Source organism: Pantoea sp. GW821-FHT03E06 (assembly GCF_059420725.1).
Map to the genome: position 1 here is coordinate 2407570 of NZ_JBWKUG010000001.1, position 25648 is coordinate 2433217.

Below are 25648 nucleotides of genomic sequence, written 5' to 3' on the forward strand. Positions count from 1 at the left end.
TAATAATTCATCCAATTTTTAGTAACCAGAGCACAATAGCTACAATAACGGGTGCCAGATAAAGTGAGTGGAATTGCTTGAAAAAACTCTCAGATTCAATAGATACATTTTTTGCCACATCTTCAAATTTTCGAGGTGATGCAGCAGCACTATCACCCATCATTGATCGTTCCAGCTCAAGATCCATGATTTTTTGCTTAATACTATTCAACTTTCTCGATAAGTTGTTAGCTGATCCCAAGATTGCCAGGCCGACAAAAAAAAGCAAATAAATTAACAAAAAAGGTATGTTAACAGTAGATAATACGTCTTCTAGATCAATCACCGGACTAACGGGCCAAAGAAATTTCGGAAAGTATGGTAGATAATACAGACCTGCAATTAGCTGTTTTATTCCACCCAGTAATCCCAACCCCTGCTGTTCAAGAAAGTCAATATGGATGTAAAGTGATTTGACTATACCTACGGCAGTCAAACAACCAGCGATTACTGCAATAACTCCGCCGACAATCCTTTTCTGCACTATCTTTTTTTTCGCCTCAAGATAATTCACTAATATACTCCATGTAACAAATGAGATTTATAAATGTAAATGAATCTGAACTCTCATTCAAGTTTTTCTCTATTTTCATGACTCATATCCATTGATGTTTTCACTCACCTCTCAGAGCTTGGGCATGTATTGAAGTAGCCAAATAAACTAGTCCCCAAATCAAGTTTGTAGTCTAATATTCTTTCTGTGACCAGTAGTAATATTTTTTTGTACGGTATGGGCGCTGCTGGAAGCTTCTTCTGGCAAGTAATTTCTCCTTAGAATGTCTTACTTTCGGAGCTTCACACCACTAAGTTCTTACACCTAAGTAGAAAATGTCGACTGCTGTGGCTTGCGGCGACAGAGCTCACTGCCGGGGAAACCCCGGATTCCGCCTTACAGAGTATTCTCATGATCTGTTCCCCCGTAAAAATGCTTCTTTGTGCGGATCCCCTCACTTTACTTATGAAGACATTACCAACGTTGAGATGTCACAATCAGCAGAGAGCAGGTAAGTTACATTTAGAGCAGAAAGTTTTCATTATAAATGTTCGCTTCCAACATGGGCACAATGGTAAAGTAATTTACTGGTCAGGTATCATGTCGCTAGGTAAGCAGCGGGACATCGAAATAAATGGGCGAATGGTTAACGTTTTTTTGAATGTCAAAAAAATATAATACTCGCTATTGGAACCCCCATCGGATCATTATATTTTTCGGCGAGCTTCATAAATTACTAGGGGAATTTTCATGGGAGACATAACGCTAATAATTGAATGGATTCGAGAACATCATGTTTCCTCTATGACATTTGGCATTTTATCAGCAATTTTGTGGATTAAATCGGCCACAGCTAAAGTTACTTTAGGAAAAAAGATTGTTATGGTCACATTTGACGATCCTAATTTTGATGTTAATTTACATGATTTCTTAGCCACCTCAAGGCTACAATCTAAGTATAACGCATTTGCTGCATTAGCTGCAGCAGCCACAGTATTATCTCAGCTAATCGGTTGGTAGAACAGAAATAGGGAATACCCTTTTCATGGTGTATGCATCAAGCCTCGAGATTTTGCACCGAACATCCCCAGCGACATAAACTAGTTCTTATTCAGTCGCTCCTTCTCAGGAGACGGTTAAAATGACTCCATCGTTGCATTGACGTGGGCGTACTTGGCTTCCTTGGAAAAACATGGCGTTCCAATGACGATAATCTTTGCTTTTCATGCTTCTTGTTACGCCAGCCTGAAAGTTGCTCCTGATGCACCTTCCGCGCTGTCTCTTCAAATGTTGGGATTTTGACTTTTTCCGCCTCAATCTTTTTTAACTCGAGCGGATCAATTCCAGCCGCCAGTTGCTCACGCATTGATTGAGCAACCTTCGCTGCCTCTGCAATGCTGGTTTCCGGATAAGTGCCCAACCCTGCGTTACGGCGTTTATTGGTGACTGGGCTCACTTAACCTAATACCCATTTGCCATGCCCTTTGGTTGAAGATGCGTGGAGTGTCAGGCCGGTGACGGTTTATCGTCAGGCTTATTGTGCCTGGCTTTAGTGTCGGTGAGTAATGCCATTTTGATTGCTTCCTGCTCAAGCGAGTATGCCATCCAGTATACCATTTATAATGCACTTCAACTGGATGGCCTGAAACTGATTTGGACGGATTTAAAGATAACTCACTATTATCGCGATAATTATTGTACACGTTTGGAATAGACCGGATTTGAATCAGGCGGCCCCTCTCACCGCCACATTCCGAAGAAGAGTCTGAACTCACGTTCAGACTTTTTTTTGCACCCAGTACAGCGACGAAATTTCAGCCGAGTAGACTAACGTGTCGCCTTAAGCACATCGGAAAGACCGCGCGCCAATAACTCGCGAGGGGCATCTGTGCCGTCTACTGGAAGAAGGGTTCTGCTATGAATTTTCCAGCGCCCTTCATGACGTTCTAACTCCCAGCGATTAACCACTACCCGATGAATGCGATAGCCGGTTGAGTAACCATGATTGGCCATTTCACGCGGCTCACCCTGTTTATCCAGCTGCAACAGCTGTAAATAGGAGGTCACTATGGCTTTGTTGCCGCGCAAATCAATCAGCGGTAATCCAGTAAAATGCGCAAGCCCACTTTTAATCGCTTCCTCGTGTGCCGGTCGGAGAATAAATGCAGCGATCGCATCGACCCCTTTTGCCCCATCCAGTTCCTCACCACGATTAAAAGTGCCCTCCTCCATATAAACAGCAGCGGTATATTCGGCAAGACCGGTATCTGCGCTGGGCGGATGGGAAGCAATCAGCTCATATATTGCTAATTTATCCTCAATGATTTGCAGTCGCTGTTCTAATTTTTGGGTAGTTATTTCAGTCATAAATCTTATCTCCAGCAGCGCGATTTATCGCTATTTATGAATAAGTCTGTTGATGACTGGATGCACAATCTCCTGGAATAACGCTGTGTTTTCGAGCGCTCTGGCGGCCAACATCGCCCCATGAACGGTTGCCATCACAGATTTGGCCTGGATCTCTGGCGCCTCATCAAGCTGAAAAATGCCGCTGATTTCCCCTTTACGCAGTAGCGCTGTGAGCCAATCGGCCAGATCGGAGAAATGCCCGCTCACTTCAGAAGATATTTCTCGCGGCAACTTAGGCAGTTCCACCGAAAGCATGACGCAAATACAGAAAGGAGACGTTCCCTCACTAATACAGGCTGACCAGTAATCGATATAAGCCTGCAGTTCCAGCAGAGGATCGTTGAGGTTCTGCTCCAACGCCGCCATTCCCATTCTGGCCTCCTCGCGATATTCCGCAACGACAGCTTGCACCAGTTCAACTTTACTGGGGAAATGATGATGAATACTGGCTTTTTGAATCTGAACCAATTCAGCAATATCAGCATAGCTAAAGCTGTTATAGCCACCCGAGGTCAGCAACTGCCTGGTGTGGAGGATGATTTCTCTGGCTTTGGGTGAGCGTTCTATCAGCATAAATTTCCTAAACAATGTACTTATTCAACACGCATAACTCTTATCGTAAAACTAAAGAGATAGAGCCTTAAAGTCAAGGAAAACCTACTAGTTGGTAGGCTGAAGATTGAATGCAATTTAGTTAAGAAAAACACTAAATCATTTACCGCTAAAAATAATATTATAATAAATAAATCCTCAAGGCAGCGCGCCCTCTGCTTCCATCTCACGCGCTAATTCAATAAGCGCACTTTTATTTTTGATAATATAACCAGACCTGGCTTTAGTTAATAACCCCTCCTGCGTCAGTTGCGCAATGACATATAAGAGATGGCGATATGACACCCCCATATATTCTGCAACCTGCGTATGCTTTTCGTGATAAACATCATCATTCTGCGTCAATAGGATAAAAGCTGCCAGCCGGTTAACCAACGAGAAGGATTGATTTCTGATGAGTGACACAATATTCCGATAATTTTTATGCGTTAAGCTAATACAAATATGACGTAAAAAAATAGCATCACTTAACAGCCTTTTCCGGAAAGGTTTAACGGGTAACGCCAGACACCAGCACTCCTCTATCGCCTGAACGGCACGCGGTTCATGCTGCTGATCGATGAGTTCAAGCTCCCCGATAAAACAATGCGCTGCAAAGAAATCAATTAATGATATTCGTCCATTGGCTAATGTCGCATACAGTTTCGCCCTGCCTCTTGCAAGATAAAACAGGTATGCCGGTTGCTCACCTTCTTTCACGATATAATCACCGGCCATGATATGAAGCAGTCGGGTTTCCGCCATCACCTCAACAGAAAATTTCGCTGTATAGTCTGAATTTTCAATTAATTTCCTCTTCAGATCTTCATTATGGATTTCTTTCATAATCGTTTCCCGATGTGAGATTTCTCATATTTAACATACAATTTTAGCTGTTAGGGTTAAAGCGTTGACAAAGCATTTTTATCACACAGTTAAAAAATGCATGTTATTCCAACCCTAATTGAGGAAATGAGAAATGGCGCAGAGAAAAATTATTCTGGATTGTGATCCGGGTCATGATGATGCTATTGCAATTATGATGGCAGCAAAACATCCGGCGATTAATTTACTCGGTATTACTATCGTTGCGGGTAATCAGACCCTCGAGAAAACGCTGATCAATGGATTGAATGTTTGCCAACATTTAAACATTGATGTTCCGGTTTATGCTGGAATGCCGCAGCCGATTATGCGCCAGCAGATCGTGGCAGATAATATTCACGGCGAAACGGGGCTGGATGGTCCGGTGTTTGGCCCCTTAACGCGTCAGGCAGAAAGCAAGCATGCGGTTCAGTATCTGATTGACACGCTGATGGCCAGCGACGGAGATATCACGCTCGTTCCGGTAGCGCCTTTGACCAATATTGCAGTCGCCATGCGCATGCAGCCAGCTATTATTCCAAAAATCAAAGAGATCGTACTAATGGGGGGCGCCTACGGTACGGGAAACTTTACTCCCTCTGCCGAATTCAATATTTACGCCGATCCGGAGGCGGCACGCGTCGTATTCACTTCAGGTGCACCGCTGGTAATGATGGGGCTCGATTTAACCAACCAAACCGTCTGCACAAAAGAGGTCATCGCCCGTATGGAGAAAGTTGGCGGTCCAGCTGGGCAACTGTTCAGTGACATCATGAATTTCACCCTAAAAACGCAGTTTGAGAATTATGGCTTAGCGGGCGGACCGGTTCATGACGCAACCTGTATTGGCTATTTGATTAACCCGGAAGGCTTTAAAACTCAGGACATGTATGTCGAAGTCGATGTGAATAGCGGCCCATGCTATGGCCGTACGGTATGCGATGAGCTGGGTGTAATGGGAATACCCGCCAATGCCAAAGTTGGGATCACTATTGATACCCAATGGTTTTGGGATTTGGTGGAAGAGTGTGTACAGATGTACCCCCGATCGTAACGACCCACTCCATTTGCGTTATGGCATGCAAAAGAGGGGAAATTTATTGCATGCCAATTAATCCCGATGGGCAGTTTGCCGTCGCCCATAGAGATATCAGACATACCGAAATCGACTATGACGAGATAATCATTATGAATATAATGAGAAGTTTTTTGGGTATGGTGGTATTACTGGCCATTGCATACTTGCTGTCAGTAAATAAAAGAAAAATCAGTATAAGAACGGTAGGTGCTGCAATCCTTTTACAAATAGCCATTGGCGGAGCGATTCTTTATTTACCTCCGGGCAAATGGCTGGCTGAGAAAGTCGCCACAGGCGTACATAAAATAATGAATTACAGTGATGCTGGCAGCACATTCATATTTGGGGCATTAGCGGGACCAGATATGGACAGAGTATTTAATGGTGCCGGTTTTGTGTTCGCCTTTCATGTATTACCCGCCATTATCTTTATGACTGCATTAGTGAGCTTGCTGTATTACATAGGCGTGATGAAGTTATCGATCCGGGTACTGGGAGCTATTTTCCAAAAAGCGCTCAATATCAGTAAAATTGAGTCTTTTGTCGCCGTTACCACCATTTTCCTTGGTCAAAATGAGATTCCGGCGATCGTTAAACCCTTCATTAATCGTCTGAACCGCAATGAACTGTTTACCGCTATTTGTAGCGGCATGGCCTCAATTGCAGGATCAACCATGATTGGCTATGCCGGGCTCGGTGTACCAATTGATTATTTACTTGCGGCATCGTTGATGGCCATCCCCGGCGGCATTCTTTTTGCCCGCATTCTGAGTCCAGCAACGGAAGAGACTCAGGTTGTTTTTGATAATCTCTCCTTCAGCGAAACACCGACTAAAAGCGTGATTGAAGCAGCGGCGACCGGGGCAATAACCGGACTAAAGATTGCAGCAGGCGTTGCTACGGTTGTGATGGCTTTTGTTGCGATTATCGCCCTTATCAATGGCATTATTGGTGGCATTGCTGGGCTGTTTGGCCAGGGGCACGCAAGTCTGGAAGGGATATTTGGCTATTTACTGGCCCCGCTTGCCTGGGTTATGGGAGTTGACTGGCATGACGCATCGCTTGCTGGCAGTCTGATTGGCCAAAAGCTTGCGATTAATGAGTTTGTGGCTTATCTCAGCTTTTCGCCCTATCTGCACGCGCCTGGCGCATTAGACAGTAAAACGATTGCAATTGTCTCTTTCGCACTGTGTGGCTTTGCCAACTTTGGTTCTATTGGCGTTGTGGTTGGCGCATTCTCGGCCATCGCGCCACAGCGGACGGCAGAAATTGCTCAGCTTGGCATGCGAGCATTGGCCGCAGCCACACTCTCTAACTTAATGAGCGCCACCATTGCTGGCTTCTTCATTGGTATTGCATAAGTAAAGGAATGCGCCAGGCTGATGTTCAATGAGATCTTATAGAGCAGAACAACGCCTGGCGTTTCTACCGATTTTATAACGAATACACTGCATTACATTTTAAAAGCGGCGGGACTCGTTTATCAGCATCACCACAATTTTATCGATAACAAAGGGAGCAATGGCGTTGAGCTCGTTATCTTCAAGCAGTTTCTTCGAAAATGCCAACGCAAATTCACGTGTTATTCTCATTCTCTCTTCAGGCTGAATTTCAATATTTGGTCGCATTTCACCACTGCAGTCTGAGGGAATAACTTTTCTATCCCTCGCGAATGGATAAATATTCATATAGCCTCCTTATCTCAACTTCATGGGCAAAATGCCTCAACGCTTCCGGCTACCTGTCATGCTGCTGAAGACACCGTCTCGTAATATCAGCGCATGGAATAACGCCGCGGCCAGGTGCAGCATCACGGTAATGAATAAGAGCAAGGCGACGATCGAATGAAGAGGACGCAGCAGCGCATACCCATCATTATTCATCGGCAGGATGGGCGGTAAAACGATTCCAGCACCGAGAGTCACAGGATATCCCGCAGCGGACAACATGGCCCAGCCAATCAGCGGTTGAGCCAGCATCAATACATAGAGCACCCCATGTGAAATATGGGCCATAAGACGCTGCCAGCCTGGCAAGGTATCCGGTAAGTTTGGTTTGGCGGTAGCGTATCGCAACCACAGGCGCACCACGACTAATAACAATATCATCACGCCAAGGGGTTTATGGATTGATACCAGAAAGCCGTGCAGCGAGGAAACGGTGGAGACCATTGCAACACCAATAAAAAGCATGGCAAGAATCGCCGCAGCCATTAACCAGTGCAGCGCACGTAAAGCGGGATGGAAATAATCAACTTGTTTCATCATTGAGCTCCTGCCTGGTGTGACTGTTCACGCGTACGCAAATTATAAGATTTGGCATACGCGGATGAGCGTGCATTCAGTATTGGGTCATCCGATGCGGCTATTCCGTCCGGTAAAATAAGCGGATCATAATTAATATCGTTACAGGGTCCCTGCGCCTGTGGAATGGCTTGCGTCAATATCAGCGTCCCTGCATTAATCACTTTTCGATCGGATGGCCATACTTTACTTGAGTCATTACCCTTATCTTCAGGGTTTGCCAGGGTAATCATTAAATTCCACTTTATCGTGCCTTGTTTCAGTCGCTGAACAATATCGTTTTGCAGAAAATCCTTATCTTTTTTATTCTCATCGCTCATCGGTTGAAAAGCGGTTTCTGGCACCATGCTCCAGCGAACCAGATGCTTATTGCCCGCTTTATCAATCAGGAAGAAGGCATTCAGACTATTAAAACTATCGCTTGCCCAACTGGACGAAGGCACATATTTCTTCAACCAACCGAAAAATGCCGTTATTTCCGGGTGCTTGCCAACGAATGCCTTTAATTTTTCCGGATCGGGTTTACCGGTGGCCGGAACAGGCAGCGTTGCCGTTTGCAATTCATAGAATGCTTCAGTGGTCCCCACCGGAAAGAAAGGCATGGCGTTCATTCCCGTGCGCCACTCCTCGCCATTCTTCTGTCGAAACTGTAAAGCCATACTCCGCACCGGAACAGCATAATCCGGCACAGTAGGAACGCCCCCTGCGATAGCAAATCGCCCGATAACTGGCGTGCTACCAGCGGTAAATACCAGGGCACGCGAAAATGCACTAGCGTTACCATTAGATGTAAATTGACCAATAACACAAATCCCTTTGGCATGATTACGGCGATATCCAGGATGTTCTCCGCCAGATTTCTGTAACACGTCAATAATTTTATCTGCGCTCAGTCGATTGGGTGCCAGCCATCCGCCCGCCCATAAAAATAGCAGTACCAGTACAAGTGGAATAAGACCAACAATAGCCAGACGAAACATTTTCTGGTTAGTAGAAAGTGGAGCTGTTTTCATGTTTTTCTCACGCTGCTCAATAAATAATAAAGTATCGCTTAGACTTTTTTTCGCCGAATATCACTCACCGTTAACCACACTGCAGAAATCAGAAAATAAGCGGCCCCCACTGCGGAATAACCGGCAATATTCACTATCGATGGCGGTACGATCATTTGTGCCTGCACAATAAAAAAACCGCCTGCCAGGGCTGATTGAGCGCCGCTAAGGATCATCGTCCACTGTGCGCCATAATTTTTCCAGCGGCCTACTGCGACACCCAGCTGCAGCAATCCTGACAAAATAGCCCAGATGCCAAATACGCCAATAACCCAGTTCATGCTGTGGGACAACGCAAGGTAAACCGCAATGGTTGTCAGCCCGCTGACAATAATATTTGTCATGTGGATCGGGTTATGACGTATTCCGCCGCTGCGCTGCGCATCAACGACGTTAGCAATGGCGTCCCAAAGGGGATAGATAACCAATAATACTGCCCCCACCTTTGCTGAGTGCTGACCCAGCGAAAATGCAGCCGCAACCCAAATAATTGAAAACAGTGCGCGGATAAAGTAATAGCGTTTTAGCCATTGCTCATTGCCAACAGCGGAATTAACAGCCTGTTCTTTAAGCATTGTGACTCCAGACGATTATGGATTGTTAAAAAAGGAGCGAAAGGCTGCCTTAATGACAATCAACCTACTAGTTGGTAGAATTATTGTCAATGGCTGAAGAAACGGATAAAGCGCAGAAGGTTAAACAAAAAAACCCGGCTTTCGCCGGGTTTTACTTTGCTACTACATTCTCAATCAAACGGTTAACTGTAAGCGTGCAGCGTGCGTTGACACAGCGCTGAACGGACGCAATCCTCTTTGCCGAAACGTACCACGCCAATCATCTCATCCTCTTCGAAGCGCGCTAGCGCATCGGCGAGGCCAGATTTGGCATGGGACGGCAGGTCGCACTGGGTAATATCGCCGTTGACGATAACCGTCACGTTCTCACCTAGGCGCGTCAGGAACATCTTCATCTGTGCGGCGGTGACGTTTTGTGCCTCATCAAGGATCACCACAGCATTTTCAAAGGTACGTCCGCGCATATATGCGAAGGGCGCGATCTCTACCTTGGCGATTTCGGGTCGCAGGCAGTATTGCATAAAGGAAGCGCCGAGACGTTTAACCAGAACGTCATATACCGGTCGGAAATAAGGCGCGAATTTCTCGGAAATATCTCCTGGGAGGAAACCGAGATCTTCATCTGCCTGCAGAACCGGGCGCGTCACAATAATCCTTTCGATATCCTTATTGATCAGGGCCTCAGCCGCTTTGGCTGCGCTAATCCAGGTTTTTCCGCAGCCGGCTTCACCGGTGGCGAAAATAAGCTGTTTCGTTTCTATGGCATGGAGATAGTGTGCCTGAGCTTCATTTCTGGCTTCAATCGGCCCGCGGTCACGTGCATCACGTGCCATGCCAATCGAATCCAACCCACCCATCTGCACCAGCGAAGTGACCGATTCTTCTTCACGCTGACGGTGACTGCGAGAGTCGCTACGAATAACGCGTCTGGCTTCACGACGTGCTTTGATCACTGCTTTCTGTCTTCCCATAGTGGCACCTTACAGTTGGTTTCATTTATCACGGCGGATCACCCGCGGCGATGACTTGAACGCTTTAGAGGTTTATTTGGCTTCCTTGTAAGCCGTTTTGAGCCAGTGAGAATGGTGTGCAACAGCGCCGAAACGCAGGCGCGCACCGGTAAAAAAACTGAGATTGAACGAGAACGAAGTGTTAATTGAAGAGAGGTTGCTTTTGAGGGAAGAAATCCCCCGCAGTGTACTGCGTGTATTGAAACTATTTAACTGTCCCAGAGAGAGACGAATCATGCGCGAACTCCAGTGGCTTAGCCACACAACTGACAACGCTTATGAATAAAGTGCATCATATTTGCGGTAGTTTGCAACAGTAATTTTACTTCCCAGCAAAGAAAAAATGATAAGCGAAGCCTGAGCGCGTTTATCTTAAATTAAATTTCTCAAAATTATCAAAGGGATGGTTAATTGGGGATAAGTCTAACTTTTTAGGAACATTCGGAAGCAGCTACGACCAGAGGAAAGTTTAAGGAATGCGTAACAAAAAGCCTGCAGCGCATTCTGACGTGCAGGCATTGTGCATTTATTAATCAGGCTTGCAGTAAAGATTGTGCCAGATAATGATTTTCATCCGCTACGCCTGGCAGCGCGAAAAAGTAGCCGCCGCCAATTGGGCGAATATATTCTTCCAGCGCTTCGCCATTAAGCCGCTGCTGTACGGTAATGAACCCTTTTGCTAAATCATGCTGATAGCAAACAAACAATAGGCCCATATCCAGCTGACCTGAACCGGTAATGCCGCTGGAATAACTGTAACCGCGCCGCAGCATTAAACTGCTGTCGGTTTGCGGCGTACGCGGATTGGCGAGACGGATATGCGCATCCAGCGCAATCAAATCACCATCGGGATCTTTACTGTAATCCGGTACGTCATGCTCGTTTTTCATGCCGAGCGGCGCGCCGGATAACTTCTCCCGACCAAAAATAGTTTGCTGCTCGCCAAGCGGCGTACGATCCCACATCTCGACGTGGAAACGAATGATGCGCACCGCCTGATAGCTGCCGCCGTGCGTCCATGCCGGTTCCTGCTGCTCGTCAGTCACCCACAACAGCTGATTCATCAACGTCGGATTATGGGTATCGGGATTAGCGGTGCCGTCTTTGAATCCCAACAGGTTGATCGGCGTCTCCTTGCCGTTGCTGCGTGCCGCGTGATCGGCGATGAACCCATCACGCCGCCAGCGCACCGCCAGCAAATCGGGCGTGCGCTTAATGATGTCACGCAGCGCATGGATCACCGTGTCCTGGGTGTTAGCGCAGATTTGCAGCAACAGATCGCCGTGGCACTGCTCTGCATCCAGTGAATCATTAGGGAAGCGCGTCATCGTTTGCAGCTGTGCGGGCTTATGCGCGCTCAAGCCGAAGCGCTCGTCAAACAGCGACGCGCCAACCGACAAGGTCATGGTGAGATTGTCAGGCGCGATATCAGCACCGAGAATTCCTGAATCCATCGGCGGCAGCTGCGGGTTGGTCACCACCGGTGCCGGTCCGCCCTGCGTCAGGAACGCAAAGCGCTCGGTGAGTAAGCGAAACAGCCGCTCAAGATCGGCCTTATCACTGGCCAGCACATCAAACGCCACCAGCATCATTGACGCCTGCTGCGGCGTCACAATTCCCGCCTGATGCGCGCCGTAAAAAGGTTGCGCCTGCTGACGCGCGTTGGGTGCAACCGTGCCGGGAGAAAAGCTGTCGGCGGCTGCCGTATGAAACGGACAGCCGCCGCCGAGGGCGGCCGCGCCGCCCAACATGCCTAATCCCTGCAATAAGCGACGACGCGACGGCTGCGCCGCGTCATTTTTATGCGTCATGATTAGTCGAGACCTAAGGTTCCGCGCAGCAGGGAGAGATCTTCTGCCAGAGTGGTAATCGGGCCTTTCAGCGCATTACGATCGGCGGTGGTCAGTTTCTCGTACGATTCAAAACCGTCTTTACTGCGGTATTTGCTGAGAATGCCGTCCACTTTCTTGAAGTTGGCATCCACTTTTGCCAGCAGCTGCGGGTTGTTTTTCTGCAGCAGCGGACGCAGCAGATCAACAATTTTCTGCGCGCCATCAATGTTGGCCTGGAAGTCAGAGAGATCGGTGCGGCTATAACGGTCTTCTTCGCCTGAGATCTTGCTGGAGGCCACTTCTTCAATCAGGCCTGCCGCCCCGCCCACCACTTTCGCTGGTGGGAACGCCAGTTCGCTGATGCGCGTTTGCAGATCCAGCACGTCCTGGTTCAGCTTGGTGGCAAAGGGTTCAGCCCCTTTGGTGGTGTTATCCGCGAAGAGGATTTTTTCCAGGCGATGGAAGCCGGTGAATTTTGGATCTTCGTTTTTCTTCTCGAAGTCGTCTTCACGTGCATCGATGCTGCTATCTAGGTCGGAGAACAGCTCAGCGATGGGTTCAATACGCTCATAATGCACGCGCGTTGGCGCAAACAGCGCTTTGGCTTTTTCGATATCGCCGGCTTTCACCGCGTCGGTAAACGCTTTGGTGCCCGCCACCAGCTCTTTCACTTCATTCATTACATAAACTTTGTAGTCGGCGATAGGCCCCACCAGCTCCAGTACGTCTGGCTTGCCGGTCGCTGCTTTCTTCGCATCACCGCTGACCACCAGCTTGCCTTTCGGGTTGCTGAGTAGGCCGCAGGTCATATCATATTCGCCCGCTTCCAGATTGGCGGTGAGTTTCTGGCTGAAGCCTGGCGCGATATTTTCACGCTCTTCCACCACCATCACCCCTTTCAGGATCTCCCACTCCAGCGCTTTCTGGCTGTTGTTTTTGATGATGAACTGGGTTTTTCCCGCCTGCACATTGAGCGACATCGGCTCACATTGCTTGTCGGTCACGGTAACCGTGACTTGCGGGACGGCAGCAGCAGAAGCGGCGCCGGAAAGCGCCAGCATAGCAACCAACAGCGCCTTGCGGCGGAAGCGAATCGTCATAGTGATATCCCTGTTACATGGAAGAACAGGCGCGCAATCGCGCCTGATTTTAAATTCAGCGCGTAGTACGAGCCGTGGTGATTGATGGGCGAGCCGGAAAGGCAAACAGCAGCAGCGCCGGAATCAGATAGATAAGCCACACCGCCACTTCGCTGACGCTTGGCGTTTCCTGATAGCCCAAAATACCTTCCAATAACGTGCCGAATACCGAGTGCGTCGAAAGCGTATTGCTCAGATCAAACGCCACATCCTGGAAGTGATTCCATAAACCGGCTTCGTGGAAAGCGCGGATAGCGCCCGCAGCAAGCCCTGCGGCAACAAACAGAATGAACAGGCTGGTCCAGCGGAAAAAGTGCGCCAGATTGAGGCGAATGCCGCCGTAGTAAAGCAGCATGCCCAGCACCACCGCGGTAGCGAGGCCGAGTACCGCGCCAATCGGTGGCGCATAGCCTACGTCCTGCGTGAACGCGGCCAGCAGGAAGAACACGGATTCCAGCCCTTCACGCGCCACCGCCAGAAACACCATCAGCACCAGCGGAAAGCCACTGCCGCCCTGTTTTTGCAGCGCGTTATCAACCGATTTTTCCAGCGTGGCTTTGATATTGCGCGACACTTTGCGCATCCAGAACACCATCGATGTCAGGATCACCACCGCAACCACCGCAACAATGCCTTCGAACAGCTCCTGCTGCTTCTGCGGAAACTCGCCGGTGGTTTCATTGATAAAGATGCCGAGTGCCAGACACAGCGCGGCAGCAATAAATACGCCAGCCCACATCGCCGGGAACCATTGTGTGCGCTGGGTGCGTTTGAGATAGCTGGCAATCAGGCTGACGATGAGCGCTGCTTCCAGACCTTCGCGCAGCATGATGAGAAATGGGACGAACATCATCAACCTCTTGAATGTTAAGGAGGGTAAACCTTAGGTAAAAATACGTAAAGTGCGAACGATATCGATTATCATTATCGAAGGGAAAAATACAAGTCACCGCGTGAAATTAATTTTGCTTTTGCGGTTTGCAGAGGGGGAATATTTGGGCTGGTCGCCATGAATGGCGACCCTACCACGAAACGATGCGGAATTCGTAGGGTGCGCATTGATGCGCACCGGGTCGCCATGAATGGCGACCCTACAACGAAACGATGCGGTGTTCGTAGGGTGCGCATTGATGCGCACCTGGTCGACATCAATGGCGACCTAACAAATCATTTGCTTTGATACTGCGCTTCTGCGGCGGCGAAGCGCTGCTGAGCGGCCTCAGATGGAGCTCGCCCCAGCAGGCTGAACACCACAATCGCAATACTGGCGAAGGCAAAGCCCGGGATGATTTCATACAGCTCGGTGTAGCCATAATCTTTCCATAGCAGCACGGTCAGCGCACCCACCACCATCCCAGCCAGCGCACCGTTGCGCGTCATGCGCTTCCAGCACACGCCAAACAGCACCACTGGCCCAAACGCCGCCCCAAAGCCAGCCCAGGCGTAGCTCACCAGGCCAAGCACGCGGTTTTCTGGATTCGCCGCCAGCGCGATAGCGATCAACGCAATCACCAGCACCATCAAACGCCCTACCCACACCAGCTCTTTCTGGCTGGCATTTTTGCGCAGGAAGCCTTTATACAAATCTTCGGTCAAGGCGCTGGAGCACACCAGCAGCTGGCAGCTCAGCGTGGACATAACGGCTGCCAGAATCGCCGACAGCAGAATGCCCGCGATCCACGGGTTAAACAGAATGCGCGCCAGCTCGATAAATACGCGCTCGCCGTTTTGGCTTACGCCCGCCGCATGCTCGGGATGGTTCTGGAAATAGGCAATGCCGAAGAAGCCAACGGCAACGGCTCCGGCAAGGCACAGAATCATCCAAATCATGCCAATGCGACGTGCCGTCCGAATCGTATGGTGTGAATCCGCCGCCATAAAGCGCGCCAGAATATGCGGCTGGCCAAAGTAGCCGAGGCCCCAACCGAGCAGGGAAATCACCGCCACAACGTTCAGGCCTTTCAGCATATCGAGGTTTTCAAGGCTTTTTGCTCTGATCACCGCCAGCGAATCATCCAGGCCGCCCACCGCCACAATCACAATCACCGGCGTCAAAATCAGGGCGAAAATCATCAGGCTCGCCTGCACGGTATCGGTCCAGCTCACCGCGAGGAAACCGCCCACCAGCGTATACAGAATGGTAGCCGCCGCACCGGCCCACAGCGCGGTTTGGTAATCCATCCCAAAGGTACTTTCGAACAGACGCGCACCGGCCACCACGCCGGAAGCACAATAAATCGTGAAGAAGATCAGAATAACCAGCGCCGAGATAACGCGCAGTAGCTTGCTGTTATCCTCGAAACGGCTGGAGAAGAAATCCGGCAAGGTTAAGGCGTTATCGTGATGCTCGGTCTGCACGCGCAGGCGGCCGGCAACGATGCGCCAGTTCAGCCAGGCGCCAATGATCAAGCCGATGGCGATCCAGCTTTCCGAGATGCCGGAAAGGAAAATGGCGCCAGGCAGCCCCATCAATAACCAGCCGCTCATATCGGAAGCGCCCGCCGAAAGTGCGGTTACCACGCTGCCTAAACTGCGGCCACCGAGAATATAATCATCGAAGCTTTTGGTTGATCGCCAGGCGATGAAACCGATTAACACCATCCCAAGGATATATACTACAAAGGTCACCAACATCGGTGTACTTACACTCATCTGTCTCTCCACTTATTATTTGATCCATCAAGAGAAATCTTGTTAATCAGCGCTGTCGGAACGGGACAGCAGCATGATTTCACCGCATCCAGAGAAAGCGATTCCTCTTAAGGCGCGGTATCCTGCCGCAAAGGGCCAGTAGGCACAATGCATTTAACACAGCCGTCACAATGATGACACTAATGCTGCGTTTTTTCTGACGGGAGGTTGCACCGGATCACACTCTGGTTGCACCCTAGTCGCCATGAATGGCGACCCTACGAAGCCAGACATTGTATGTAGGGTCGTCATTCATGACGACCTGCTAGCAACATAGGTTGCACAAAGTTGCAACATGAGTGATATTGCTGCCACGCAAGCGTTGAATCACTATTCGAGGACGAGGAAAGCATGGCAACCACCACCATGGGCGTGAAGCTGGATGAAGCCACCCGCGACCGCATTAAACTGGCAGCACAGAAGCTTGACCGCACATCACACTGGCTGATCAAGCAGGCGATTTTTAACTATCTGGAGCAGCTGGAAGCTGGTGAATCGGTGCCAGAAATCCCCCAGCTGCTGATCGATGCCGCCGCTGATGAAGGCGTGCCAGAAGAGGCGCTGCAGCCTTTCCTCGATTTCGCTGAACATATTTTACCGCAGTCGGTGAGCCGCTCCGCGATCACCGCCGCATGGCGCCGTCCGGAAACCGATGCGGTGCCGATGCTGTTGGAACAGGCGCGCCTCCCTGCTCCGCTGGCGGAGAAAACGCATCAGCTGGCTTACAGCCTCGCCGACAAGCTGCGCCATCAGAAAGGGGCAACCGGTCGCGCGGGCATGGTACAAAGCCTGCTGCAGGAATTTTCCCTCTCCTCACAGGAAGGCGTGGCGCTGATGTGCCTGGCAGAAGCGCTGTTGCGCATCCCTGACAAGCCGACGCGCGATGCGTTAATCCGCGACAAAATCAGCAACGGAAACTGGCAATCACACCTTGGCCGCAGCCCGTCGATGTTTGTCAACGCGGCAACCTGGGGTCTGCTGTTTACCGGGCGTCTGGTGTCCACCCATAACGAAGCCAACTTGTCGCGCTCACTTAATCGCATCATCGGCAAGAGCGGCGAGCCGCTGATCCGCAAAGGTGTGGATATGGCGATGCGCCTGATGGGCGAGCAGTTTGTGACCGGCGAAACCATCGCTGAAGCGCTGGCCAATGCGCGCAAGCTGGAAGAGAAAGGCTTCCGCTACTCCTACGACATGCTGGGTGAAGCGGCGCTGACTGCCAGCGATGCCAAAGCCTATCTGGTGTCGTACCAGCAGGCGATTCACGCCATCGGCAAAGCCTCCAACGGGCGCGGTATTTATGAGGGCCCGGGCATCTCAATTAAGCTATCGGCACTGCATCCGCGCTACAGCCGCGCACAGTATGAGCGCGTGATGGACGAACTCTATCCGATCCTCAAATCGTTAACCTTGCTGGCGCGCTCCTATGACATCGGTATCAACATCGATGCCGAAGAGGCGGATCGTCTGGAGCTATCGCTCGATCTGCTGGAGAAACTCTGTTTTGAGCCGGAACTGGAAGGCTGGAACGGTATCGGCTTCGTGATTCAGGCGTATCAAAAACGCTGCCCGTTTGTGATTGATGCGCTGATCGACCTGGCACAGCGCAGTCGCCGCCGCTTGATGATCCGCCTGGTGAAGGGCGCGTACTGGGATAGCGAAATTAAACGCGCGCAGGTTGATGGGCTGGAAGGCTATCCGGTCTACACCCGCAAGGTTTACACCGATATTTCCTATCTGGCGTGCGCACGTAAACTGCTGGCGGTGCCAAACCTGATCTATCCGCAGTTTGCTACTCACAACGCGCATACGCTGGCGGCGATTTATCAGCTGGCAGGTAATAACTACTATCCAGGCCAATACGAATTCCAGTGCCTGCACGGCATGGGTGAACCGCTGTATGAGCAGGTGGTGGGGAAAGTGGCGGACGGCAAACTGAATCGTCCGTGCCGCATTTACGCGCCGGTGGGTACGCATGAAACGCTGCTGGCCTATCTGGTGCGTCGTCTGCTGGAAAACGGGGCCAATACCTCATTCGTTAACCGCATCGCCGATAACACCTTGCCGCTGGATGAGCTGGTGGCCGATCCGGTTGCCGCCGTAGAGAAGATGGGCGTTGCCGAAGGCGCGATCGGTCTGCCGCATCCGAAAATTCCGCTGCCGCGCGATCTGTATGGCGCGAAGCGTGTTAACTCAGCGGGTCTCGATCTGGCTAACGAACATCGCCTGGCATCGCTGTCCAGCGCCCTGCTCAACAGCGCCAGCCAGCCGTGGATCGCGCAGCCGCTGCTGGCAGGTGAATTAGGTGCAGGCGTTAGCCGTCCGGTGCTTAATCCTGCCGCACCGGCGGACGTGGTCGGCAGCGTGCGAGAAGCCAGCGAAGCCGAAGTGTCGGATGCGCTGGATGCGGCGGTGAATGCCGGTCCCATCTGGTTCGCCACGCCACCGCAGGAGCGCGCCGCCATTCTCGAGCGTGCCGCCGAAGCGATGGAGGGCCAGATGCAACAGCTGATTGGTTTGCTGGTGCGCGAAGCCGGTAAAACCTACAACAACGCTATCGCCGAAGTGCGTGAAGCGGTCGATTTCCTCTACTACTACGCCGGTATGGTGCGCGATGATTTCGATAATGAAACCCATCGACCGCTCGGACCGGTAGTGTGCATCAGCCCGTGGAACTTCCCGCTGGCCATCTTCACCGGACAAATTGCCGCCGCGCTCGCTGCCGGTAACAGCGTGCTGGCAAAACCGGCCGAACAAACACCGTTGATTGCCGCACAGGCGGTGCAAATCCTGCTGGATGCCGGCGTGCCTGCTGGCGTGCTGCAACTGCTGCCGGGCCAGGGCGAAACCGTTGGCGCGCAACTCACCGGCGACGAGCGCGTGCGCGGCGTGATGTTTACCGGCTCAACCGCCGTCGCCACGCTGCTGCAGCGCAATCTGGCAGGCCGTCTCGATCCGCAAGGCCGTCCAACCCCGCTGATTGCTGAAACCGGCGGCATGAACGCCATGATCGTCGATTCGTCGGCGCTGACCGAACAGGTAGTGGTAGATATCGTTGCCTCGGCATTTGATAGCGCCGGTCAACGTTGCTCGGCGCTGCGCCTGTTGTGCATCCAGGATGATGTGGCCGACCACACGCTGAAAATGCTGCGTGGCGCGATGGCCGAGTGCCGCATGGGTAACCCGGAGCGCTTATCAACCGACATTGGTCCGGTCATTGATGCCGAAGCGAAAGCCAATATCGAACGCCATATTCAGGCGCTGCGCAGTAAAGGCTTCAAGGTTTATCAGGCGGCGCAGGAAAATCCGCAGGACACTAAAGAGTGGAACAGCGGCACCTTTATTAAGCCCACGCTGATTGAGCTGGATCAGGTAGGCGACCTGGATAAAGAAGTGTTTGGTCCTGTGCTGCACGTGGTGCGTTTCACGCGAAACGCCTTGCCGCAGCTGGTCGAACAGATTAACGCCTCGGGTTACGGCCTGACGCTCGGCGTGCACACCCGTATCGATGAAACCATCGCCCAGGTCACGGCCAACGCGAAGGTCGGCAACCTCTACGTGAACCGCAATATGGTGGGCGCGGTCGTGGGCGTGCAGCCGTTCGGCGGCGAAGGATTATCCGGCACCGGTCCGAAAGCTGGCGGCCCGCTCTATCTCTATCGTCTACTGGCCAACCGTCCAGACGGCGCGCTACGCATCACCTTTGATCGTCAGGATGCTGAACGTCCGGTCGACAGTTCGGTGCGCGCGGAACTGATGCGCGCGCATCAGGCGCTGCAACAGTGGGCAAAAGACAAACCTGAACTGCTGGCGCTGTGCCAGCGTTACGACGAACTGGCGCAAGCGGGTACCGTGCGTCTGCTGCCGGGTCCAACCGGTGAACGCAATACCTTCACCCTGCTGCCGCGCGAACATGTGCTGTGCATCGCCGATAACGAGCAAGATGCGCTGACGCAGTTAGCGGCGGTCACCAGCGTTGGCAGTCACGCGCTGTGGCAGGATGATGAACTGCATCGTGCGTGGCGTAAATCATTGCCCGTCGAGGTACAAGCGCACATCAAGCTGGTGAAGGAGGTGCTGGCGGCCGAGTTTGATGCCGTGATTTATCACGGTGATGCCGATCAACTGCGCAGCCTGTGTGAGCAGGTGGCGGCACGCGAGGGCGCGATTGTTTCGGTGCAGGGCTTTGCTCGTGGTGAAACCAATCTGCTGCTGGAGCGTTTGTTGATTGAGCGTTCATTGAGCGTCAATACCGCCGCCGCGGGCGGTAATGCGAGTTTGATGACCATCGGTTGATGATAACAGCCAGGTGCGCATCAATGCGCACCCTACACGTAGGGTCGCCATTCATGGCGACCCATTTTTACGCCGCCGACTTATTCCGCTTCAATCCTATCAGCGTTGGGAATACAAACAGCGACTGCCCCAACCCACGATTGGTGACCTGCCATACCGCGACTGAACACAGCGAACAAATCCCTACGATCGCCAGCGGATAGAAACAGGCCCACAGGATGGAGAACCATGCCTGCTCGAACAGGTGATGACGCTGGGCAAACAGAATCGCTGACATGCCGAAAAACTCAATAAAGATGCGGTGTATTACGTAGATTTGCAGCGTATTGCGCCCAACCCAGTTTAAGTAGCTCATCTTGAAGTGCGCATTCAACCAGCGGCACGCCGCTACGCTACCCAGTACCGCGAGAATACACATGAACAGGCTCTTATCCAGGCCAAAGATCATGTGAATACCGGACAATGCCGCCAGCAGAGCCCACGGCACGATGTTTTCACGACGCCATTCGCTCATACGCAGCATCATTGGACTCCAGAAAGCGCCCAACAGGAAGAACAGGAAGTACTGCGCCACGCTTTGGGGTCCCCAGAAGGGGATAATCTTCTCCACCGCCAGGTAGTTAAGAGCAATCGCCACCACCAGCAGCGCCACTTTCTGCTGCTTAAATATTTTTGCGCACAGAAAATAGAGCGCCAGGCCGTACAGATACCACGAGGTGCTCATCGCCATGAACGTCAGCTTGAGGAACTCCAGCAGCGAACCGGCATACGCCGCGTTAAGGTTCTGCGAAATACGTTGCCCGGTGATTTCCGTCGAAATTCCCACAATCGACCACCACTGAATAAACCCCCATAAAATATAGAGATAAAACAGATTGGTGATGCGGCTGGTAAACACTTGTTTCCACTGCCGATTTAAAATACCGTTGGTTGCCAGTAAGCCTGAGACAAAAAAGAAGGCGGGCATACGCAGCGGCGATAACACCGTATTAAACTGCACCCATATTTCTGCCGGGATCCAGCCGGCCGACAATAATTTAACGGTACCTTCAAAGCCAGGTAATACGGTGTGATACAACACCACCAGCAATATGCATGCTCCTTTAAGCGTATTTATCCATGCAATATCTTCTTTTTGGGTGTTATTCATATCATTGACTCCCGCTGCTGTTGCTGTGTAGGTCTTAAGGGGAAATAGGTTCTAATAAGTGATGAAGCATTTATGATTATTAGATGATTATTCAACAGGCCGAGCGGGCATGATGTAGCGAAAGTCTTAAATATTTTTTTGTGGTCCTGATATAACAATACTTTACAGATCCAGACAAAAATAGAACCCTGAGCACACTAAGGAAATCTGCCTTAATTAGAGTCACTAAAAGAATATTAACCAGAAGATGTATAGAAAATATTATGAGAAGAAATTAAGAACAATCCGCCCTATCGCATACCAAATTATTATCAAATTCCGGAAAAAAGAATATTTAATGTGGCAAATGGATAAGCAGGAATATTAGCAGTGTGCTTGTAGGGTCGCCATTCATGGCGACCTGGGATAAAACATATTGAGGACCAGCGAACTGGCCCGGCAGGATTATTTTTACTGCGGTTCACTTTTCGTTGCTAATACCGGTTTGCGCAGCAGGCGGGGATAAAGGAACAGCATGCGGCCCGGACCACGGTTGAGCAGCGTCCACACCAGCAGCGAAATGCTGGTACAAAGTGCAACGCCGGTAATCGGCATCAGCAGTGCCCAAGCCCAGCTAAAGACGGCATTACCAAACCAGCCGTAATGCAGCGCCAGCGCAATCGCACTCAGCCCTAATAGCTCAATAAAGATGCGATGCAGCACGTAGATTTGCAGCGTGTTGCGGCCAATCCAGTTGAGCCACGCCATATTGAAACGTTCGTTCAGGAAGCGGCACAGCACGATGCCAAACACGATGGTCAGCACGCTGTAGAACGGGTTTTTGTAGATGCCGCCGACATGATGCAGCATGCCAATCAGCGCAATGCCACCCAGCAGCAGCCAGTGCTGGCGCTTCAGTTCGCTTATCTCAATTAATGCCTGGCTAAAGAACACCCCGATCAGGAAATAGAGGTAGTTCTGCGCCACGCTGGCTGGGCCCCAGCCGGGAATCAGGCTGAACTGCGCCGCATAAGTGGCAACCACCCCTAACGCCAGCAGCGCGATCTTCTGCTTGTGGAACAGCTTGGTGAACAGGAAGAAACCGGCCAGCGCGTAGAGATACCACAGGCTGGTCATCGAGGTCATCAGCAGCTTAATGAACTCAAACGGCGTATCGGCGTAGGCGGCGTTTTTGGTGCTGGAAAGCCGCTCCCCCAAATGGGTGGAGATATAATGAATGCTGAGCCACTGAATCACGCCCCACAGCAGATAGAGATAAACGATGTTGCTGAACTTCTTGGTGAAGACCTCTTTCCAGCTTTTTTTAGTAATGGAGCTGGCCGCAAGCAAACCGGAAACGAAGAAGAAAGCGGGCATGCGCAGCGGTGAGAGATAGGTATTGAACGCCACCCACCAATGCGCAGGCAGCAGTCCGGCTGTCAGGTGGTGAAGTGAGGGAGCGAAGGTGGTGATGATGGAGTGATGCAGCACCACCATCAAAATACAGCCTCCTTTCAGCGTGTTGATCCAAAGGACCTCTTTCCTGGCAGTACTCATTAATTTGTCCTAATTGCGCCATGAATTTGTAAAGAATTATTTATAATTACAAAGATGTCTCAATCGGGACTTTCCTAATCAGGAAACAGAGGCACACTTAAAACCCTTAAATAACCATATCGTCATAAAAATCATGACATTATAAAATTAGCATGCAGATATTTTAGGAAAAAACTGAGAGGCATTATGGCGAGCGAATTGCAGATAAGCGCCGCCATTGCTGACGACGCTTAAAATTATTGGTTAAGAAATTTGTCGAGAAATTGCCGGGTACGCGCCTGCTGTGGATTGCTGAACAGCGCTTTAGCTGCGCCCTGCTCTACAATTCGTCCCTGATCCATAAAGATGGCGCGATCCGCCACGTCACGCGCGAAGCTCATCTCATGGGTAACGATCACCATGGTGCGTTTCTCCTGCGCCAGCGCGCGGATGGTGCTGAGCACTTCCCCCACCAGTTCCGGATCAAGCGCCGAAGTAGGTTCATCAAACAGAATCACCTCCGGACGCATCGCCAGCGCGCGGGCAATTGCCACACGCTGCTGCTGTCCGCCGGAAAGACGACGCGGGAAGCTCTGTTCCTTACCGTGCAATCCCACTTTCTCCAGCAAACCACGCGCACGTGCAACGGCTTCGGCTTTCGGCTCACCTTTGACGATCACCGGCCCCTCAATGATGTTCTCCAGCACCGAGCGATGCGGGAACAGATTGAAGTTCTGGAACACAAATCCTACCTGCTGCCGCAACTGGCGCACCAGCTGCTTCTGCTTGTTGAGACCGAGCGCCGCATCAATGGCGATATCACCCACTTTAATATGCCCGCTTTCCGGCACTTCCAGCAGATTGATACAGCGCAGCAGCGTAGTTTTACCCGAACCGCTCGGGCCAATAATCGCCACCACTTCACCAGGTGCCACATCGAGATCGATACCGTGCAGCACCGTCTGGCCGTGAAACTGTTTCACCAGCTGACGAACTTCAATTGCACTCATTTACCCTCCCGATCCTGACGATTCACATGCGCTTCCAGGCGATTTTGCAATGCCGACAGCACGGTTGCCATCACCCAGTAAATCAGCGAGGCCGCCAGATACATGGTGAACACTTCCAGCGTACGAGAGGTGATCAGCTGCGCCTGACGGAACAGCTCCGGCACCTGAATGGTGGCGGCCAGCGAGGTATCTTTCACCAGGCTGATGAAGCTGTTGCCCAGCGGCGGCAGCGCGGTGCGCGCGGCCTGCGGCAGAATCACGCGGCGCAGCGTTTGCCACGGCGTCATACCAATACTGGCGGCGGCTTCCCACTGCCCGCGTTCAATCGCAGCAATTGCGCCACGCAATGATTCAGAAGCATAGGCGGCGGTATTCAGCGACAAACCAATCATCGCCGAGGGGATTGGGTCCAGCTCGATACCAAATTGCGGCAGACCGTAATAGATCATAAACAGCTGGGCGATGAGCGGCGTGCCACGGAATATCGACACGTAAATACGCGCCAGCCAGTTAATCGGCCAGAAGTGCGACAGACGCATCAGCGCCAGCACAAAGCCGAGTATCAGGCCGAAGAACATCCCGCCGATACTCAGCTGCAGCGTAAACAGCGCGCCTTTTAAGAGAAATGGTGCTGAATCCAGCACCAGTTGTAAGCTTTCCTGCATTATTTAGTGACGTCCGCGCCGAACCATTTTTCAGACAGTTTGCTCAGTGAGCCATCTTTCTGCATATCGGCGATGGCCGCGTCGATTGCCTTCAGCAGATCGTCGTTGCCTTTGCGCAGCGCCACGCCGGATTCCAGACGGGAGAAGGCTGGCCCCGCTACCGCCATGGTATCGCCGGTTTTCTTCACCAAATCCAGCGCCGCTAAGCGATCCACCAGAATGGCATCAATACGTTTTGAACGCAGGTCCTGATATTTGGTTGGGTCATCATCATAGGTGCGGATATCCACGCCTTTCACGTTGTCACGCAGCCACTGTTCGTAGTTAGAGCCCAGACCGACACCGACTTTCTTGCCTGACAGATCGTCCGGCTTGGTGATGCCTGCCGCGTATTGCTTCAGCGTCAGCGCCTGCACGCCAGAAATGGTGTACGGCGTAGAGAAGTCATACTTCTTCTTGCGCTCTGGAGAAATGGTTACCTGATTGATCACCACGTCGATGCGCTTAGAGTCCAGCGACGCCAGCATGCCGTCCCATTTGGTCGGACGCAGATCGGCTTTCACGCCGAGGTGCTGTGCCAGCGCCTGCGCGAACTCAACTTCAAAGCCGGTCAGCTGGCCTTTTTCATCTTGGAAGCTGAACGGCGGATAGGTGCCTTCCAGACCGACGCGCAGCTCGCCTTTACTCTTTACTTTTGCCAGCAGATCTTCTGCGGCGAAGGATTTGACGTTAACGCCCGCCACCAGCGCGACCGCCATCATGCCCATCACCATCTGGCGACGAATTGGAGAGAAAGTCATGTTTACCCCATATATTGTGATGTGTTGTTGTGTGTTTTGTTGGTGAATCGGTCGCCATGAATGGCGACCCTACGAAAACCGAGCCAATCCGTTGTAGGGTCGCCATTCATGGCGACCGTTTCTTAATAACCGCCGG

The 25648-nt window shown here is 51.3% G+C and carries 23 protein-coding genes and 1 pseudogene; 4 read left to right on the forward strand and 20 right to left on the reverse strand.

Annotated elements, in window-relative coordinates; genetic code table 11:
- Positions 1 to 7: 7 nt before the first annotated feature.
- The gene (locus tag AC07WB_RS11230) at positions 8 to 553 is read right to left on the reverse strand and encodes a YniB family protein (protein WP_494940512.1); all 546 of its coding nucleotides are present in this window, start codon (positions 551 to 553) and stop codon (positions 8 to 10) included.
- Positions 554 to 1282: 729 nt separating this feature from the next.
- Between AC07WB_RS11230 and AC07WB_RS11235 the strand changes: the two genes are divergently transcribed.
- A complete protein-coding gene (locus tag AC07WB_RS11235; RefSeq protein ID WP_494940513.1) occupies positions 1283 to 1552 on the forward strand; it encodes a hypothetical protein in 270 nt (89 codons plus the stop codon).
- Between the two features lie 160 nt (positions 1553 to 1712).
- Here AC07WB_RS11235 and AC07WB_RS11240 read toward each other — a convergent pair.
- From AC07WB_RS11240 to yeiL, 4 genes and pseudogenes are all read right to left on the reverse strand, one after another.
- Positions 1713 to 2104: pseudogene (locus tag AC07WB_RS11240) on the reverse strand (integrase arm-type DNA-binding domain-containing protein); the annotation flags it as partial.
- A gap of 255 nt (positions 2105 to 2359) precedes the next feature.
- Complete coding sequence (locus tag AC07WB_RS11245; protein WP_097096977.1) at positions 2360 to 2899, reverse strand: nuclear transport factor 2 family protein; 540 nt, start codon at positions 2897 to 2899, stop codon at positions 2360 to 2362.
- 30 nt (positions 2900 to 2929) lie between these two features.
- Positions 2930 to 3514, reverse strand: a complete 585-nt coding sequence (locus AC07WB_RS11250) for a TetR/AcrR family transcriptional regulator (protein WP_176519166.1) — start codon at positions 3512 to 3514, stop codon at positions 2930 to 2932.
- Between the two features lie 177 nt (positions 3515 to 3691).
- Positions 3692 to 4378: a transcriptional regulator YeiL gene (gene yeiL, locus AC07WB_RS11255; protein WP_097096976.1), complete on the reverse strand. Its 687-nt coding sequence runs from the start codon at positions 4376 to 4378 to the stop codon at positions 3692 to 3694.
- Positions 4379 to 4511: 133 nt separating this feature from the next.
- Here yeiL and rihB point away from each other — a divergent pair, with 133 nt between their 5' ends.
- A complete protein-coding gene (gene rihB / locus AC07WB_RS11260; protein ID WP_494940514.1) occupies positions 4512 to 5450 on the forward strand; it encodes a ribosylpyrimidine nucleosidase in 939 nt (312 codons plus the stop codon).
- Between the two features lie 134 nt (positions 5451 to 5584).
- Positions 5585 to 6835: a NupC/NupG family nucleoside CNT transporter gene (locus AC07WB_RS11265; RefSeq protein WP_494941067.1), complete on the forward strand. Its 1251-nt coding sequence runs from the start codon at positions 5585 to 5587 to the stop codon at positions 6833 to 6835.
- 99 nt (positions 6836 to 6934) lie between these two features.
- On the opposite strand, the gene AC07WB_RS11270 is transcribed toward AC07WB_RS11265, so the two are convergent.
- The 10 genes from AC07WB_RS11270 to putP all read right to left on the reverse strand — a co-directional run bounded on the left by AC07WB_RS11270 (position 6935) and on the right by putP (position 16037).
- Positions 6935 to 7162 carry a hypothetical protein gene (locus AC07WB_RS11270; protein WP_345829333.1) on the reverse strand — a complete coding sequence of 76 codons (228 nt, stop codon included), beginning with the start codon at positions 7160 to 7162 and terminating at the stop codon, positions 6935 to 6937.
- Positions 7163 to 7198: 36 nt separating this feature from the next.
- The gene (locus tag AC07WB_RS11275) at positions 7199 to 7738 is read right to left on the reverse strand and encodes a cytochrome b (protein ID WP_400456153.1); all 540 of its coding nucleotides are present in this window, start codon (positions 7736 to 7738) and stop codon (positions 7199 to 7201) included.
- Complete coding sequence (locus tag AC07WB_RS11280; protein WP_400456155.1) at positions 7738 to 8790, reverse strand: catalase family peroxidase; 1053 nt, start codon at positions 8788 to 8790, stop codon at positions 7738 to 7740. The genes AC07WB_RS11275 and AC07WB_RS11280 overlap by 1 nt, the downstream gene beginning before the upstream one ends.
- 38 nt (positions 8791 to 8828) lie before the next feature.
- Positions 8829 to 9404, reverse strand: coding sequence for a DUF308 domain-containing protein (locus AC07WB_RS11285; RefSeq protein ID WP_494940515.1), 576 nt, complete (start codon positions 9402 to 9404; stop codon positions 8829 to 8831).
- 182 nt (positions 9405 to 9586) lie between these two features.
- Positions 9587 to 10375, reverse strand: a complete 789-nt coding sequence (gene phoH, locus AC07WB_RS11290; RefSeq protein ID WP_008105319.1) for a phosphate starvation-inducible protein PhoH — start codon at positions 10373 to 10375, stop codon at positions 9587 to 9589.
- 72 nt (positions 10376 to 10447) lie between these two features.
- Complete coding sequence (locus tag AC07WB_RS11295; protein ID WP_097096970.1) at positions 10448 to 10651, reverse strand: hypothetical protein; 204 nt, start codon at positions 10649 to 10651, stop codon at positions 10448 to 10450.
- Between the two features lie 296 nt (positions 10652 to 10947).
- Positions 10948 to 12225: an iron uptake transporter deferrochelatase/peroxidase subunit gene (gene efeB / locus AC07WB_RS11300; RefSeq protein WP_494940516.1), complete on the reverse strand. Its 1278-nt coding sequence runs from the start codon at positions 12223 to 12225 to the stop codon at positions 10948 to 10950.
- A gap of 2 nt (positions 12226 to 12227) precedes the next feature.
- Entirely contained in the window at positions 12228 to 13346 is a 1119-nt protein-coding gene (gene efeO, locus AC07WB_RS11305) for an iron uptake system protein EfeO (RefSeq protein ID WP_097096968.1), read from the reverse strand.
- Between the two features lie 55 nt (positions 13347 to 13401).
- Positions 13402 to 14235: an iron uptake transporter permease EfeU gene (gene efeU, locus AC07WB_RS11310; protein ID WP_494941068.1), complete on the reverse strand. Its 834-nt coding sequence runs from the start codon at positions 14233 to 14235 to the stop codon at positions 13402 to 13404.
- 317 nt (positions 14236 to 14552) lie between these two features.
- Positions 14553 to 16037: a sodium/proline symporter PutP gene (gene putP, locus AC07WB_RS11315; protein WP_494940517.1), complete on the reverse strand. Its 1485-nt coding sequence runs from the start codon at positions 16035 to 16037 to the stop codon at positions 14553 to 14555.
- Between the two features lie 390 nt (positions 16038 to 16427).
- Here putP and putA point away from each other — a divergent pair, with 390 nt between their 5' ends.
- Entirely contained in the window at positions 16428 to 20372 is a 3945-nt protein-coding gene (gene putA, locus AC07WB_RS11320) for a trifunctional transcriptional regulator/proline dehydrogenase/L-glutamate gamma-semialdehyde dehydrogenase (protein ID WP_494940518.1), read from the forward strand.
- 67 nt (positions 20373 to 20439) lie between these two features.
- On the opposite strand, the gene AC07WB_RS11325 is transcribed toward putA, so the two are convergent.
- From AC07WB_RS11325 to tcyJ, 5 genes are all read right to left on the reverse strand, one after another.
- Positions 20440 to 21522, reverse strand: a complete 1083-nt coding sequence (locus tag AC07WB_RS11325) for an acyltransferase family protein (protein WP_097096964.1) — start codon at positions 21520 to 21522, stop codon at positions 20440 to 20442.
- A gap of 450 nt (positions 21523 to 21972) precedes the next feature.
- Positions 21973 to 23058: an acyltransferase family protein gene (locus AC07WB_RS11330; protein ID WP_400456168.1), complete on the reverse strand. Its 1086-nt coding sequence runs from the start codon at positions 23056 to 23058 to the stop codon at positions 21973 to 21975.
- 236 nt (positions 23059 to 23294) lie between these two features.
- Positions 23295 to 24047 carry an L-cystine ABC transporter ATP-binding protein TcyN gene (tcyN, locus tag AC07WB_RS11335; protein WP_345829325.1) on the reverse strand — a complete coding sequence of 251 codons (753 nt, stop codon included), beginning with the start codon at positions 24045 to 24047 and terminating at the stop codon, positions 23295 to 23297.
- A complete protein-coding gene (gene tcyL / locus AC07WB_RS11340; protein ID WP_064739084.1) occupies positions 24044 to 24712 on the reverse strand; it encodes a cystine ABC transporter permease in 669 nt (222 codons plus the stop codon). Before tcyL ends, tcyN begins: the two co-directional genes overlap by 4 nt.
- Positions 24712 to 25512 carry a cystine ABC transporter substrate-binding protein gene (gene tcyJ / locus AC07WB_RS11345; RefSeq protein WP_494940519.1) on the reverse strand — a complete coding sequence of 267 codons (801 nt, stop codon included), beginning with the start codon at positions 25510 to 25512 and terminating at the stop codon, positions 24712 to 24714. Before tcyJ ends, tcyL begins: the two co-directional genes overlap by 1 nt.
- Positions 25513 to 25648 lie beyond the last annotated feature (136 nt).